The sequence below is a fragment of the Microbacterium sp. LMC-P-041 genome (assembly GCF_030209555.1).
Lineage (GTDB): Bacteria > Actinomycetota > Actinomycetes > Actinomycetales > Microbacteriaceae > Microbacterium.
In genome coordinates, this window is record NZ_JARVRV010000008.1 from 394135 (window position 1) to 408895 (window position 14761).

The following is a 14761-nucleotide window of genomic DNA, read 5'->3' on the forward strand; positions in this document are numbered from 1 at the left end:
TTACTCCGCGGGCCGCAGGACGGGCTGCGGGAGGTCTGCGGACTCCCGAGCGTCGACACGGTCCCGGCCGCTCGGCGTCGGCTCGACCCGTGCCTCGTTCGAAGGCTCGGCGACCTCCGATCTGAGGATGCGCATCGACTGGCCGACGCTCTTGGCGAGGGCGGGGAGCTTCGCGGCGCCGAAGACGAGGACGACGATCGCGAGGATGATCAGGGCGTGCCACCCTGTGAGGTTCTGGAGCATGGTCTCTGTTCTTTCGCGTGGAGGGGTTGTCGGGGTTCGGGTTCAGTCGGACGGCGGCTCGCCGCCACCACCGGGGCCGCCCGCGCCGCCCGACGGCGCGGAGCCTGCGCTGGGCGTCGTGGCCGTGTCGACGCCGACCACGAGCGTCGCGGTGTATCCGCTGCCGCCGCCGGTGACAGTGGCCAGCTGAAGGGCCCCGGAGTCGTCGCCGAAGACGTTGTCGCCGGAGAGGCTCGTCTGCGACAGGTTCTGCGTCGAGCCCGGGTAGCGGGAATCGGCGTAGACGGTGGCGCAGACATCTTCGGGCAGTGCCAGCTGGGACGTGGCGATGGCGTTGGCCGAGTCGGTGATCGAGGCGAGGTCGGGGTAGACCTCGAAGTGGATGTGCGGCCAGCGGCCCGAGTAGCAGCCGGGGAAGATCGACGTGAACGAGACCTTCCCCTCGGCATCCGCCACCTGCACTCCACGGAGGTAGGTGACATCCTCGAGCCCCGACGAGTACATCGAGTACTCCCCCTCAGCCGTGCAGTGCCATGCGTACACCGCGACGCCCTCGAAGGGGACGCTGCCGTTCGCGAGGTCGACCACCTGGAACTCGAAGGTCAGCGGGATGCCGTCTGCTGTCGCCGACCCGTCGATCGACGTCGTGATGTCCTGTCGCACGATGCCCGAATCCTCGAGGACGTCCGGTCCGTTCGATCCGTCTCCGGGGTAGGGACCTGCGGTCTCGTCGGGTATCTCGCCGGCCGCTGTCGCGGTCGACGATCCGGACGTCGTCCCCGTATCGCTCGTCGATGTCGACTCGCTCGTGCTGCCGCTGCCCGACGGGGCGCACGCGGCGAGCACCATCGCGCCCACCCCGAGTCCGGCGAGTCCGAGAATGCCGCGGCGCGTCACCAGGGTGCGGATGTCGAAGGCGGCGCCCTGATCCACGACCTCCTCATCGGCACGGTCGAGCAGCCGCCCCTCGTAGGTCGGGCCCTCAGGGGTCTGTACGGGTTCGGGAATGCGGCTCATGATCGTGCTCCTCTCGATGTGGATGGGTGTCGATGTACCCATGGTCACGGAGGAGCCGATCAGCGAGCTATGCCGCGTCTATGCAGAATCTATGGCTCTCGACGCACCGGCGGATGGAGGACGAGGACGACCACGATCACCACGAGCACGAGGGCGCTGACCGCCACAGGGATGGGCAGCAGGGCGTCGAGGAGGACGACAGCCGCACCGACCGGCACGACGGTGTTCACCACCCTGTCGGCGTTCTCGCGGATCGCGATCCACCAGACGCCGAGCAGGAAGATCGCGATCGGGATGGTCACGGTGAACGACGCCTGGATGGTGGAGAGATGGCTCTCCCCTATCAGGACGTCGAGTTCGACCTCGATGCCCGCCGAGAAGGCGGCGGCCGCGGCGAAGACGAGATAGTGCGTGTACCCGTAGCGGAGCGAGCGGCCGAACGTCGTGATCGCCCTGTGGTGCGGCGCCCAGAAGTAGATCCACCAGAGAGATGCGGTCACGACCAGGGTGAGCACGGAGATCGAGATGAGAGGGACGAAGGAGTCGAGTTCGTTCTTCGCGTCGATGATCGCATTGGCGGAGGCGAGGAGGCTCTCGCCGAGCACGATCAGGGTGAACAGCCCGTAGCGCTCGGTGATGTGATGCGGATGCCACGGCGTCTGTCTGCGGTGCTCGGCGAACACGGGCACGCTGACCTCGACTAGAGCGAAGACCACGAAGGCCACGAGCTGGAGGGGGCCCGACGGGATGAGCAGGAACAGCACCCAGAGCACCTGCACGCCGGCGATCCCGATGGCGTAGCGACGCGCGGCGCCCTTGAGATCTCCCGCACCGCGGGACGCCCGCAGCCACTGCGCGATCATGGCCACACGCATGACGATGTAGCCGATCACCGGGACGGTGAAGTCCCCCTCCTCGAACGCCGCAGGGATGCCGGCAGCGAGCACGAGCACCCCGCCCATCTGGATGATGGTGGTGACGCGATACAACCAGTCGTCTGTGTCGAAGGAGGTGGCGAACCAGGTGAAGTTCATCCACGCCCACCAGACCGCGAAGAACACCATCGCGTAGGAGGTGATTCCGTGCACGAAGTCGCCGTGGCTCAGCGCGTGGTGCAGCTGGGCCGAGGCGATGCTCACCGCGACGACGAAGACGAGATCGAAGAACAGCTCGAGCGTGCTGGCCGTGCGATGAGGCTGAGCCGGATCCCTCGGCAGCATGCGGCTGAGACGGAATCGAGGCGCTGAAGTGGTGGTCACGCGGTCAGAATATCGGGGCCATTCTCCGACTAAGCAGATGTACCGGAATACAGGTTGATCCACTCCCGTGAATTATCTTCCCCTGAACGTTTGGTTCCGCTAGAGTGAACGAAGTCTGCAGTGCCTGCTGCCAGCACCACCGTGTGGGACGGTGACCGCAACCCGTGATGTGGGATCACGGATGCAGCAGGACCCGAGGGGTCGGGAACGCAGACGATGCCATGGACGTGGGGTCCGTGGTCTGGGGAATATCTGGGGATAACTATGGCGCACTGGGGAATTCTGCGTACATTCACGGCTCAAGGGGCCTCGGCATGACTTCCGTCGAGGATGCTCTGAGCATCACTCGCGCGGGTTCGGTCTTCACGCCGGTCTCTGCTCCGCGAGCCGCGAAGTCGGTCACGCGTACGGTGGTCACACCGCGCGTGTCCGCAACGCTGGAGCGACGCCGCCAGTGGGAGCGGCGTTATCGGATGCGGCTGCGGATCACGGATGCTGGGGTCATCCTGTTCGCGGTCGGAATCACAGCAGCGGTCCAGGTGATGACCGGTGTCGCAGGGGAAGAGGCCCTGCGCAACGGCATTCTGCTGGCCACGCTCTGGTATCTGATGCTCGGCGCGCTGCACACCCGTGACGCAGCGCTGTTCCGCGCCAGCGCCACCGAGTACCGCGGTGTGGCACACGCGAGTGGATTGGCGTTCGGGATCATCGCCATGCTCAGCGTCGTGCTCGGCTGGCAGACGATGCAGCTCGTGCTGCTCGTCGGCCTGCCGCTCGGTGTCCTCACACTGCTCGTCACGCGCTGGGCGTGGCGGCACTGGCTGACGGCGCAGCGTGCGCGAGGTCGTTTCGCCTCGCGCACGCTCGTCGTCGGCAACCGCGACGACGTCGAGTACGTCATCCGCACCCTGCACCCGATCGGCGCCTCCGGGTACCAGGTGGTGGGCGCGACGCTGCTCGACGGCAACGCGCGAGATGTCGAAGCACGCGGCGAGCAGTTCCCGGTGCTCGGCAACGTCAACTCCGTCTCCACCGTGGCTGCCGAACTGGGCGCCGACACGATCATCGTCGCAAGCCGCCCAGACGGCGAGCCCGACTTCGTGAAGCACCTCAGCTGGCAGCTCGAGGGCACCGCCGCAGAGCTCGTGCTCTCGAGCCGCCTCACCGATGTCGCGGGCCCGCGCATCTCCTTCGCTCCTGTCGAAGGTCTTCCGCTGATCCAGGTGCAGATCCCCTCGTACGAGGGCGGTCAGCACGTGCTGAAGCGCGCACTCGACATCGCCGTCGCGTCCGTCGCTCTCATCCCGATCGCACTCATCACGCCGATCCTCGCGCTCCTCGTCAAGCTGGACTCGCCCGGACCGCTGTTCTTCTCGCAGGAGCGCGTCGGTCGCGACGGTCGCACCTTCAAGATCATGAAGTTCCGCTCGATGAAGACCGACGCCGAGCAGCAGCTCGCGACGCTCAAGGAGCAGAACCAGGGAGCGGGCCTGCTGTTCAAGATGAAGGACGACCCCCGCGTCACGCGGGTGGGCAGGATCCTGCGCAAGCTGTCTCTCGACGAGCTGCCGCAGTTCTGGAACGTCCTCATCGGCGACATGAGCGTCGTGGGTCCGCGCCCGCCGCTGCCCACCGAGGTCACCGCCTACGACGGCACCGTGTTCCGTCGGCTCTACATCAAGCCGGGCATCACAGGCCTGTGGCAGGTCTCCGGGCGCAGCGATCTCTCGTGGGACGAGAGCGTTCGCCTCGACCTGCGCTACGTCGAGAACTGGTCGGTCATGAACGACCTGCAGATCATGTGGCGCACCGCCAAGGTCATGGTCCAGCCCAGCGGAGCATACTGAGTACATGATCAAGGGGAATGCCCTCACCATTGCGATGGTGGGGACACGGGGGGTGCCCGCGGCCTACGGCGGATTCGAGACGGCTGTCGAAGAGGTCGGTCGACGGCTCGCAGACCGAGGTCACGACGTCGTCGTGTACACCCGGGGTTCGCAGAGCCGCGACAAGAAGTACCTCGGAATGCGTGTGGTCCACCTTCCCGCCATCCCGGTGAAGCAGGTCGAGACTCTGAGCCACACCGGTTTCTCGGCACTCCACTTGATCTTCCGGAGGCGTCCCGACGCGGCGTTCGTGTTCAATGCCGCCAACTCACCGTTCGTCCCCCTGTTCCGCCTGCGGCGCGTACCCACAGCCCTCCACATGGACGGCCTCGAGTGGCGGCGATCCAAGTGGGGCCCGCGCGGCAAGGCGTACTACCGATGGGCGGAGCAGTTCGGCGTGCGCACGAGCGACGCGCTGATCGCGGACGCCCCGGGGATCGCCGACTACTACACGCATCAGTTCGACGTGCCGACCGAGATGATCCGCTACGGCGCTCCCATCCTCGACTCGGTGGCCGATGCCCGCCTCGACGAGCTCGACCTCCGCGCCGGCGGATACCACCTGGTCGTCGCACGCTTCGAACCCGAGAACCACGTGCTCGAGATCGTCGAGGGATTCCGCCGGAGCAACGCGACCCTCCCGCTCGTCGTCGTCGGATCAGCCCCGTACAGCAACGAGTACACCGAGCAGATCCAGCAGGCAGCCCACGGCGACGACCGCATCCGTCTGGTCGGCGGCGTGTACGACCAGGAACTCCTCGACGCCCTGTACTTCCATGCCCTCACGTACGACCACGGTCATTCGGTCGGCGGCACGAATCCTTCACTGCTGCGGGCCATGGGCGCAGGCACGGCGACGATCGCCTTCGACGTGCCGTTCAACCGCGAGGTCCTGCATGACGACGGGTGGTTCTTCGCGACGCCCGACGACGCAGCAGCGGCCTTCGAGCGCGCCGAGGCGGACATCTCCGCAGCGCGAGAGAGCGGCCTGCGCGCGCAGAGGCGAGCGCAGGAGGTGTTCCGCTGGGACGACGTCGCAGACGCTTACGAAGACCTCGCCCGACGGCTCTCTACCGGTCACAGCGTGCACCGCATCGCTCGCCGCGCGAGACGACGGGCGGAGGACTGGTGAGCGGCGTGTCCTCTCGGACCGTTCTCGTCGCGCATCCCGGCGCCGAGATGTTCGGCTCAGACCGGATGCTTCTCGAGAGCGTCATCGGCTTCGTCGAGAGCGGCGCACGCGTCGTCGTCGCACTCCCGGCCCGCGGAATGCTGGATGTCGAACTTCGCAGGGCCGGCGCCGAGGTCGTCATCATCCCGATGCTCGTGTTGCGAAAGGTCCTGCTCACGCCCAGAGGCCTGCCCACGCTCTTCCGCGACATGTTCCGGGGGCTCCGCGCTTCCTGGCGACTGATCAGCAGAGTGCGCCCGGACGTCGTCTACGTGTCGACGATCATCATCCCGCAGTGGCCCCTGGTGGCGCGCCTCCGCCGGCTCCGAGCCGTGAGCCACGTGCATGAGGCCGAGGCTTCCGGGAACCGCTTCGTGAACACGGTGCTGTACCTGCCGCATCTCGCTGCCCACCGCACGCTGGTGAACAGCCGATTCAGTCTCGACACGATCGCGCACGCCCTTCCGCTCCTCGCCCGCAGAAGCGTGGTGGTGTACAACGGCGTGGCGTCACCCGAGCTCCCGGCCGCGCCCCGGCGCGACATCGACGGTCCGTTCAGAGTCCTGTTCATCGGTCGCCTCTCCCCCCGCAAGGGGCCGGATGTCGTCATCGACGCCGCGGCCGAACTGGCGCGCTCGGGGCACGACGTGCGAGTCACGCTCCTCGGCGCCGTCTTCGCCGGGTATGAGTGGTTCGAAGAGGAGCTGCGACATCGCGCCGCCGAATCGGGCGTCGAGGTGGTCTTCGCCGGTTTCCATCAGAGCATCTGGCCGTTCCTCGAGGACGCCGATGCGCTCGCCGTGCCCTCGCGCGTCGATGAGCCTTTCGGCAACACGGCGGTCGAGGGGATCCTCGCCCGCCGCCCGGTGGTGGCGAGTGACAGCAGCGGTCTGCGCGAGGCCGCCGGGGGCTATCCCACGTCGACGCTGGTGCCCGCTGACGATCCTTCGGCGCTCGCCGCTTCGTTCGCCCGGATCATCGAGCAGTGGCCGACGGTGCGCGAGGGTGTCGACGAATCGCGTCGCATCGCTCTCGATCGTCACGCCCCGGAGCAGTATCGGGCGACAGTGACCGGACACGTGGTCGACCCCACGTGAACCGCTCCGCTCTCGCCCGCTGTCAGGGCGCTGTCATGAGCGCTCTGACGGCCGCCCCCAGACGCGTGGACGCCATCTCGACAGTCCGGAGGACGCGCTCGTGGCGCGCCCGGCTCGTGTGCGCATCGGGGATGTCGAAGACCTCCTCAGGCCCGGGCCGACGCCAGCGCGGCGGTCTCGGGGGCTCGACGAGCCCGCGCTGCGCATTCATCAGTTCGGCGAGCGTCGAGAGATCGAAGTCCATCGCGGGAACCGGCGCCGCGATCGCATGCTCTGCGAGGGCGACAGCCTCGAGCAGTGTGAACGTGCGCGTCCGCGCCGACGGCCGGAGGAGCGCCACCGCGCCGCGCTCGGCCGCGGTCGCGGTGAGGATGAGCTCGGCCGAATCGATGTGGTCCGGTGCGAGTCGCACCGAGCGGTATCCCTCGGCGAAGTCCGACCAGCCCGCTCGTTCGGTCAACCTCGAACGCATCGTGTGGCAGACGGCCACTCCGCCACGCGCGCTGGCGCCCGCGGAGGCGAACACCGATCCCTCGGGTGCGCCGAACGTCGAGAACTCCCGAGCCATGAGGAACGAGATCACCGGCGATCGGCATACGTTCGCCGCGCAGACGGCGAGCACCGATTCGGGCCGCATTCATTCTCCTCACATGCCGGTGCCCCTAGGCTATACAGCGCACCTGCGTGCCTGCTCTGTGCGAGTGAATCCTGTGGGGGGCGAATCGACACGGATCGCAGGCAGCTGGACTTGGTACGGGGGAAGAACATGGATCTGAAGGATTACCTCACGGCTCTGCGGGACCGGTGGTATCTGCTCGTCGCTGCGACGGTCATCGGCGGGGTCGCAGGGTTCGCATACGCGACCGTCCAGCCCGACCAGTACGAGGCGACGACCAGCGCGTACGTCTCCTCGCAGCGCGGCGACACCGTGAGCGAACTCGTGCAGGGATCGCAGTACACCCAGAGCCTCATGCAGTCCTACGCCAACCTGGCGACGACACCCGCGGTGCTCGAACCGGTCATCGAAGACCTCGAGCTCGACAAGACGGTCGAGGGCCTGGCCGAGTCGGTGTCGGCGGAGGTCGAGCTGAACACCGTCATCGTCACCCTGACCGTCGTCAGCACCGATCCCGAGCAGGCCCAGGAGACGGCAGCCGCCGTCATGGACTCGCTCGCGAACGTGACCAGCGACCTGTCGCCCAAGGACGCCGCGGGAAGGCCGTCCATCGTTCTGACGACGGTGACGCCGCCGAGCGTGCCGAAGTTCCCCTTCGCGCCCAACACTCGCCTGATCGCGGTCACGGGCGCGGCTCTGGGACTCGTCCTCGCCGTCATCTACGCAGTCCTCAAGCAGCTGCTCGACACCCGCATCCGCTCCGAAGAGGACGCTGAGCGTTCGGCCGGCATCCCCTTCCTCGGGCGTATCCCCCGCCCCAGCGGCAAGCGCCGTGCGCAGCGGTCGTCGATCAGCGGACAGTGGGACTCCTCCGCCTCGACGCGCGAGGCGTATCGTCGCCTTGCCGCCAGCCTCGACTTCGCGGACATCGACGGAGACCTCCGCATGGTCGTCGTGTCCTCGGCATTCGCGGGTGAGGGGAAGACGACCACCGCGGTGAACCTCACGCTCGCGCTCGCCGAGCGCCGCCCCCGGGTGCTCCTGATCGACGCGGACCTGCGCCGCCCCCGGATCGCAGAAGCCTGCGGACTCGACGGATCGGTGGGCCTGACCACTGCCCTCACGCACCAGGCATCCCTCGCGGATTCCATCCAGAACTGGGGCACCAGGAACATCGATGTGCTGACCAGTGGACTGCGTCCGCCCAACCCGACCGAGATCGTGAGCTCCACGGCTATGCAGGATCTGCTCCGCGAGGTGCGCGAGCACTACGACTTCGTGGTCGTCGATTCCGCGCCGGTGCTTCCGGTGAGCGACACGCTCACGCTCGCCCGCGCCTCGGGCGCGAGCCTCCTGGTGGGTCGATACAAGGTCACACGTCGCCAGTCGCTGCGCAGGGCCGTCGAGACTCTCACCGGTGCCGGCGCCCGCGTCATCGGCTTCGTGCTGAACGCGGTTCCGCCGGAGCACTCCTCCTCGAGCTACTACGAGGATGCCGAGCCCGCCGAGCCCGCCACCGAGAAGAAGGTACCGGAGACCCGCTCGTCCGAGAAGCAGGCCGCCTCCAAGAAGAAGACCGAGAAGGACGCTTCGGCCAAGACCGCGCGGTGATGCGACTCAGGTGAGCGACGCGAGCGTGTAGCCGAAGTCCCCGCCGTGTTCGCGGCGGTGATGGTCGGCGGCGATGACAGCGACGATATCCATCGCGATCACGGGAGTGAGGATCGCCGGGTCGACCCCCGCAGCACCCAGGAGGTCACACCATTCCTCTTCGAGCTCGCCACCACTGAGCGCGGCACGCATCGCGTCGTCTCTCACGGCGAGGGAGAGCGCGTCGTAGAAGAACGGCGCGGGACGCGCGTCCTCGAAGTCGATCGGGCCCCAGTCCTCAGGACCATGACCCAGGACGTTCTCCGGCGTGAGGTCGCCGTGCGCGAGCACCCACGGAACCTCTCCCACGAGATCTGCTGCTCTGCCTGCCTCCTCCCACCTGGCCTGCCCCGACAGGCCCTCGAGCGCTGCCCGAGCCTCCGTCAGGAGCGGCTGTGCGGCCGCGTCGGCGGTGAGACGAGATGTCGAGATGACGAGGAGGGTGCGAAGGAGAGCGATACGGTCCGCCGGCGCCCAGAGCTGCGCCGGCCGCCCTGGCACGCGCGCTTCCGTCAGCCGCCTGCCATCGTCGTCGAGATGCCACTCCACGGCGGAGTAGACCTCGCCGAGCGCGAGACGGCGCTCGCGATACTCGGGAGGGAGTGCAGTCCGACGCAGGTGGGTGACGGTCGAATCTGCGCGGTCGAAGCCGACCAGACCACCGTCCTTCGTCATCAGAACCCGGACCGGCATCTGTGCCGCCGGCATCCCCGCCTCCGGATCACCGAGACGCACGCGCCGCGGCGCCGCAAGAAGGCGCCGCATGTCGAGCAGTGCCCGCTTCGCGCCGCTCCCCCGTCCCAGATGATCTATCACGATCCGCCAACCCTGACGGTGCTCGGGAAGCACGGCAGACCGGGTGTCGAGAATCCGCCAGACTCCGGGCGCCACGTCGGCGCTGCGCTCGCGCAGGGCAGCGGCCAGCGCCGCCTTCGCCGCACGCTCCCGCGCGAACCCGTTCATCGCGACCGCTTGCCGAACGAGCGGCGGATGAAGGAGACCACGGTGAGCAGATCTTCCCGCGTCCGGGGCGACACGAGTGTGAGGAGCAGCAGATAGGCGATGCTGGCGCCGACAGCCACGAGAACGGTCGCGATCGAGCTCCATCCCAGTGCGCTGATCCCGAGCGCAAGGAGCCCGCACGGCACGGAGACCGTCAAGAGTATGCGAAGGATGTTCGTGATGAGGGGCCTGGCGGGGACTCCGGTCACTCGAGACGCCCAGACGAGCGATGCGATCCAGTGCAGCGCATACGCCACCGTGCTTCCGACGGCGACGCCGAACGCCCCCCACGGGAGTCCGGCCAGGATTATCACGATCATGATCGGACGCACGACGAGGAACATCCGCAGCTGCGCCCCGGTGTTCGCCGTCGCGAGGAACATCCAGTAGGAGACCTGCGCGGTGGCACGAAGCACTCCGCCGATGGCCAGCACGGCGAAGATCGGCGCCATCGGCGCCCATTGCGGACCGAAGAGCACATCGACGATCGCCGGAGCCATTCCTGCGGCCAGGGCGAAGAGCGTCGCGGTGGCGTATCCCCCGACGATCTGCGCCTTAAGGAGGTAGCCGGCGAACCGCTCCTTCTCTTCGTGGATCCTCGAGAGCACGGGAAGCGCGACGCGCGTCATCGGCGCGTTGATCTGGTTGAGCGGGGCCATCAGGAGCTGGTACGCGCGGTCGTAGTAGCCGAGAGGGCCGGCACCCCACACGACACCGATCGCGATGTTGTCGACGTTCTTCGTTCCGTACGAGATCAGCTGCGTCAGGAAGAGCGCCGCTCCGAACTTCATGAACCGTCGGATCGACGTGCGTCGCTGCGGGAGTCCCGGCAGCCAGCGGGCGATGACGACCGAGAGCACGAGAAGCACCAAGGACGACGACAGCTGCTGCACGACGAGCGCCCAGTAGCCGAACCCCTGCAGGGCGAGGATGATGCCGACCGCGAATCCGACGGTGGGTGCGACGGCCTCGGTGATCGAGAGGCCGAGGAACCGCATCCGGCGGGTCAGGTCGGCCCGGTATTGAGTCACCATGCCGCTCAGCACGAAGCCGATCGACATCACGACCACGATCGCCGGGACTTGGTCGTTGGAGTACAGCAGACCGACCAGAGGGGCGGCGAGGGCGACGATGACGGCGCATCCCGTGCCGAGGGCCGTGTTCACCCAGAAGAGGTTCGTGCGCTCGCCGATCGAGACGTGCTTGGCCTGGATCGCAGCGCTCGACAGGCCGAAGTCTCGGAAGAGCTCCGAGATGCCGATGACCGCGGCGACCATCGCGATCAGACCGAAGTCGTCGGGCGTCAGCAATCGCGCGAGAACGAAGATCGAGACGAACTGGAGAACCGTCCGGTACAGCTGCCCGGCGAGTGTCACACTCGCTCCGCGTGCGGCCGCATCCCCCAAAGACGCGCGCTGAGAGCCCACTCCCGATACCCCCAGTATTCCGCCCCGATGAGCCCGTAGACTCGATGTGGGTAATACTACAGCCGCAGGCGGACGAGGGGGGTCACGCATGATGACGGTCGCGCCTCAGACCTCGCGTCTGCACAGGACTTTCTTCACCGACGCCGAGGCCGCTCTGGCACTGCTGACGCTGTTCCTCATCGGGGCTCGGATCTTCGTCGGCTCCGGCGTCAGCGTCGGTCAGGTCCTGGCCCTCGTGCTCGTCCCGCTCTGGGTGCCCCGGCTCGTGGCGAGCCGGGCCGGACTCTGGCTCGCGATCACCGCAGCCGTCTCCGCTGTGTCGGGCGTCTGGCTGACGGCCGTCGCCGCGCAGGACCATGACACCTCGCAGAGCACCCTGATCGCGACGACCCTGCTGTTCCTCAGTGTGCCCATGGTCGCGGGGATCGTTGTCTGGGCGCAACGCTTCGTCCCGCTGTGGACCATCGGCTTCACCTATGGGCTCGGAATGGTCGCGGCAGCCGTCATGCGCCCGTCCACCTTCGCCGAGAACCCCTGGAAGTTCGCGATCGGACTCCCGGTGGCCGTCATCGTCCTCTCGTTGACACTCCGCTCTCGACGACGTCTGAGCGACATGCTCGCCCTCGGCGCGCTGGCGCTCGTCTCCGTTGCGATGGACTCCCGCGCGTTCTTCGGCGTCTTCACCATCGTGCTGCTGTTGCTCGTGTGGCAGGCGATGCCGCGGATCTCGAACAAGCGGATGTCGGCGGCGAAGGTCCTCGTCTGGGCGGCGGCGATCGGGGTGACCGTGTACGTGATCGGAACGAGTCTCCTCGTCGAGGGCTACCTCGGCGAGGACGCTCAGGCGCGCTCCGTCGAGCAGCAGGAGCGAGCGGGCTCCATCCTCGTGGGCGGGCGTCCCGAGCTGGCCGCGACCGCCGCACTCTTCCTGAGTCGCCCACTCGGGTTCGGCGCCGGGACGATCGCCTCGCCGTCGGACATCCTCGTGGCCAAGTCCGGGATGCAGGTGATCAACTACGACCCGAACAACGGCTACGTCGAGAACTTCATGTTCGGACCCACGAAGTTCGAGCTGCACTCGATGACCGGGGATCTCTGGGCGTACTTCGGCTGGCCCGTGCTGATCTTCCTCGTCATCGCCGTGGTCGTCATGGTCCGCAGAGTCGCCGTCGAGCTCGCCCGGGGAACCGCCACCGCGCTTCTGCTGTTCGCGGTGATCATCACCGCCTGGAACCTGTTCTTCAACCCGATCTACAGTTCAGCGCCCTTCTTCGGCCTCGCCCTCGGGCTCGCCTTGGCCGGGCCCCATCTTCGCTTCGAGGAATCACCGTGGCGAGAGAAGAGTCTCAGACGATGAGCGCGAGGCACCTTCGGGTGATGATGTCGACTCCGGCGATCCGTGAGACGACGAACCCCTACATCGTGCAGCTGGTGGATGCCGTGGGACAGGAGGTCGATGTCCAGCTCTTCTCGTGGCGCACCGCGATCCTCGGTCGCTACGACGTGCTTCATGTCCACTGGCCCGAGATCTTCACCTCGGCGTCGAGCGGCCCCAAGCGCTGGGCGCGACGCGCGCTGACCGCGGCTCTGCAGAGTCGCATCGCCCTGACCAGGACCGCTCTCGTCCGGACCGCGCACAATGAGCGACCGCACGAGTCCACCTCGAGGGTGGACAGCGCGATCCTGCGGCGATGGAATCGCCTCACCACCCTGTGGATCATCCTCAATGAGCGCACGCGCACCGAGACGTCCGCAGAGCGGGTGCTGATCCCTCACGGTCACTACCGCGATCATTTCGCACCTTTCCCGCGCCTGCAGGCGACCGACGATCTCGTGAGCGTGGTCGGACACATCCGTCCCTACAAGGGCATGGAGGAGTTGGTCGCAGCCGTCGCCGAGGACACGGAGCACGGAGCCTTCCGGCTCCATGTGGCGGGGAAGCCCGCTGACGCGGCGCTGCGGGACACGCTCACGAGGAACGCGTCCGGATCGGATCGCATCACCCTCGAGCTGGATTTCGTGGACGACCGGCGGATCGTGGAGATCATCTCCTCGTCCTCCCTGGTCGCACTCCCCTATCGTCAGCTGCACAACTCCGGAGTCGCACTCCTCGCGCTGTCACTCGATCGCCCCGTCCTCGTCCCCGACAACGCGGTGACTCGGGACCTGCAACAGGAGATCGGCGCATCCTGGGTGCACCTGCTCGATGCCGACACCGAGCTCACGCGGGCCATCCGCGACGCGCTGCAGCAGGGCATCCCCGACGGATCCCCCGATCTCAGCGCTCGGGAGTGGCCGGTGACGGCCCGCCAGCATGCCACGGCATACGCCCGTGCAGCAGAGATCCGCGGGCACCGGTGAGGCACCCGCGGATCTGTGTGCTGTGAGTCTCTGTGGTGACTCGATGGTGCCGGATCAGGGGATCGCGACGACCTTGATGCTGCCGAACGACACCGTGTACGGGACATTCGTCACACCGGCTCCGATGTAGGCGGCGACACCGACGTGGCCCGCGGCCTGCAGCGCGGCGGTCGCATCCGTCGTGCTCACCTGCCAGGCGGCGGGTTCGGTCGTGCCCGTCTTCCACACCTTCGCGCGGATCGTGGTCGGATTCGCACCGAACGCCTGCACCCGCACCTGCAGCTCCTCACCGGCCGCGAGCGTGAGCCCCGCGATGTTCGCCGCGGTCAGCGTCGTCGCCGTGCGCTGCACCTGCAGCTGCACCGCACCGTTCGCCGCGATCACGACCCGAGCCCGATAGTCCTCAGCCCCCACCCGACGCGCGATGAACGAACTGTAGACGCTCCCCGCGACGGGCAGTTGAGCGACCGAGGTCGTCGCGGTCAGATCCGCCGCGGCCGTGGACACGGTGGCGAGATACGCCGCACGAGTCGAACCCGCTGCCACGGCGATCTTCGCCGACGCGCCGTCGACCGAGTACGCCGACAGCGACGTGGTCGAGTACGACCACGCGCCGCCCGCGGCGGCCGCACCCCAGCCGTTGGCACCTGTGCGGTTGAACTCGTCGAGCACGAGCGGCTGAGTCGGGTCGGGAGGTGTCGGCGCGGTGACGGTGACGTTGTTCGTGACGGTGTGCGTGCCCCCACTGTTGTCGGTCACCTTCAGCGTGACGGCGTATGTTCCCGCCGCGGCGTAGGTGTGCGACGCCGTCGCCCCTGTGCCCGTCGCCCCGTCGCCGAAGTTCCACTCCCAGGAGGTGACCGTGCCGTCGGAGTCCGTGGACCCCGATCCGTCCACGCTCAGGGCGAGCGCGTTCGCCGATGACGTGAACGACGCGACCGGGTTCACGTTGGGCGGCGGCACGACCGTGCCGGGCGTCTTGGCGACCAGGTTGTCGAACCGCACCAGGAACGGCACGTTCGATACTCCGGA

At 67.6% G+C, this 14761-nt stretch carries 13 protein-coding genes; 6 read left to right on the plus strand and 7 right to left on the minus strand.

Annotation, left to right across the window (positions count from 1 at the left end):
- The 3 genes from QRN21_RS16540 to QRN21_RS16550 all read right to left on the minus strand — a co-directional run bounded on the left by QRN21_RS16540 (window position 1) and on the right by QRN21_RS16550 (window position 2480).
- Entirely contained in the window at window positions 1–243 is a 243-nt protein-coding gene (locus QRN21_RS16540; protein WP_285365319.1) for a twin-arginine translocase TatA/TatE family subunit, read from the minus strand.
- Window positions 244–285: 42 nt separating this feature from the next.
- Window positions 286–1260: an intradiol ring-cleavage dioxygenase gene (locus QRN21_RS16545; protein ID WP_285365320.1), complete on the minus strand. Its 975-nt coding sequence runs from the start codon at window positions 1258–1260 to the stop codon at window positions 286–288.
- Window positions 1261–1349: 89 nt separating this feature from the next.
- Window positions 1350–2480: a low temperature requirement protein A gene (locus QRN21_RS16550; RefSeq protein WP_285365338.1), complete on the minus strand. Its 1131-nt coding sequence runs from the start codon at window positions 2478–2480 to the stop codon at window positions 1350–1352.
- A 353-nt stretch (window positions 2481–2833) separates the two neighbouring features.
- Between QRN21_RS16550 and QRN21_RS16555 the strand changes: the two genes are divergently transcribed.
- Genes QRN21_RS16555 through QRN21_RS16565 form a run of 3 tightly spaced genes read left to right on the plus strand, consistent with a single transcriptional unit; the run spans window position 2834 to window position 6673 of the window.
- The gene (locus QRN21_RS16555; protein WP_056276714.1) at window positions 2834–4366 is read left to right on the plus strand and encodes a sugar transferase; all 1533 of its coding nucleotides are present in this window, start codon (window positions 2834–2836) and stop codon (window positions 4364–4366) included.
- A gap of 4 nt (window positions 4367–4370) precedes the next feature.
- A complete protein-coding gene (locus QRN21_RS16560) occupies window positions 4371–5537 on the plus strand; it encodes a DUF1972 domain-containing protein (RefSeq protein WP_285365321.1) in 1167 nt (388 codons plus the stop codon).
- A gap of 5 nt (window positions 5538–5542) precedes the next feature.
- Window positions 5543–6673: a glycosyltransferase gene (locus tag QRN21_RS16565; RefSeq protein ID WP_285365322.1), complete on the plus strand. Its 1131-nt coding sequence runs from the start codon at window positions 5543–5545 to the stop codon at window positions 6671–6673.
- A gap of 22 nt (window positions 6674–6695) precedes the next feature.
- Here QRN21_RS16565 and QRN21_RS16570 read toward each other — a convergent pair whose 3' ends face one another.
- Window positions 6696–7310: a low molecular weight phosphatase family protein gene (locus QRN21_RS16570; protein ID WP_187249902.1), complete on the minus strand. Its 615-nt coding sequence runs from the start codon at window positions 7308–7310 to the stop codon at window positions 6696–6698.
- 129 nt (window positions 7311–7439) lie between these two features.
- On the opposite strand from QRN21_RS16570, the gene QRN21_RS16575 reads away from it, so the two are divergent.
- The gene (locus tag QRN21_RS16575) at window positions 7440–8900 is read left to right on the plus strand and encodes a tyrosine-protein kinase domain-containing protein (protein WP_072590686.1); all 1461 of its coding nucleotides are present in this window, start codon (window positions 7440–7442) and stop codon (window positions 8898–8900) included.
- Window positions 8901–8906: 6 nt separating this feature from the next.
- Here the strand turns inward: QRN21_RS16575 and QRN21_RS16580 are convergent, their stop codons facing one another.
- Together QRN21_RS16580 and QRN21_RS16585 are read right to left on the minus strand one after the other, a co-directional pair.
- Complete coding sequence (locus QRN21_RS16580) at window positions 8907–9902, minus strand: phosphotransferase (protein ID WP_285365323.1); 996 nt, start codon at window positions 9900–9902, stop codon at window positions 8907–8909.
- Window positions 9899–11458 carry a lipopolysaccharide biosynthesis protein gene (locus tag QRN21_RS16585; protein WP_261987820.1) on the minus strand — a complete coding sequence of 520 codons (1560 nt, stop codon included), beginning with the start codon at window positions 11456–11458 and terminating at the stop codon, window positions 9899–9901. Before QRN21_RS16585 ends, QRN21_RS16580 begins: the two co-directional genes overlap by 4 nt.
- On the opposite strand from QRN21_RS16585, the gene QRN21_RS16590 reads away from it, so the two are divergent.
- Both QRN21_RS16590 and QRN21_RS16595 read left to right on the plus strand, forming a co-directional pair.
- The gene (locus tag QRN21_RS16590; protein ID WP_285365324.1) at window positions 11457–12725 is read left to right on the plus strand and encodes a hypothetical protein; all 1269 of its coding nucleotides are present in this window, start codon (window positions 11457–11459) and stop codon (window positions 12723–12725) included. The two genes, QRN21_RS16585 and QRN21_RS16590, sit on opposite strands and share 2 nt — an antisense overlap.
- Window positions 12722–13729, plus strand: coding sequence for a glycosyltransferase (locus QRN21_RS16595; protein ID WP_285365326.1), 1008 nt, complete (start codon window positions 12722–12724; stop codon window positions 13727–13729). Before QRN21_RS16590 ends, QRN21_RS16595 begins: the two co-directional genes overlap by 4 nt.
- A gap of 54 nt (window positions 13730–13783) precedes the next feature.
- Here QRN21_RS16595 and QRN21_RS16600 read toward each other — a convergent pair.
- The coding region (locus tag QRN21_RS16600; RefSeq protein ID WP_285365328.1) for a PKD domain-containing protein at window positions 13784–14761 on the minus strand (978 nt) is incomplete at its 5' end.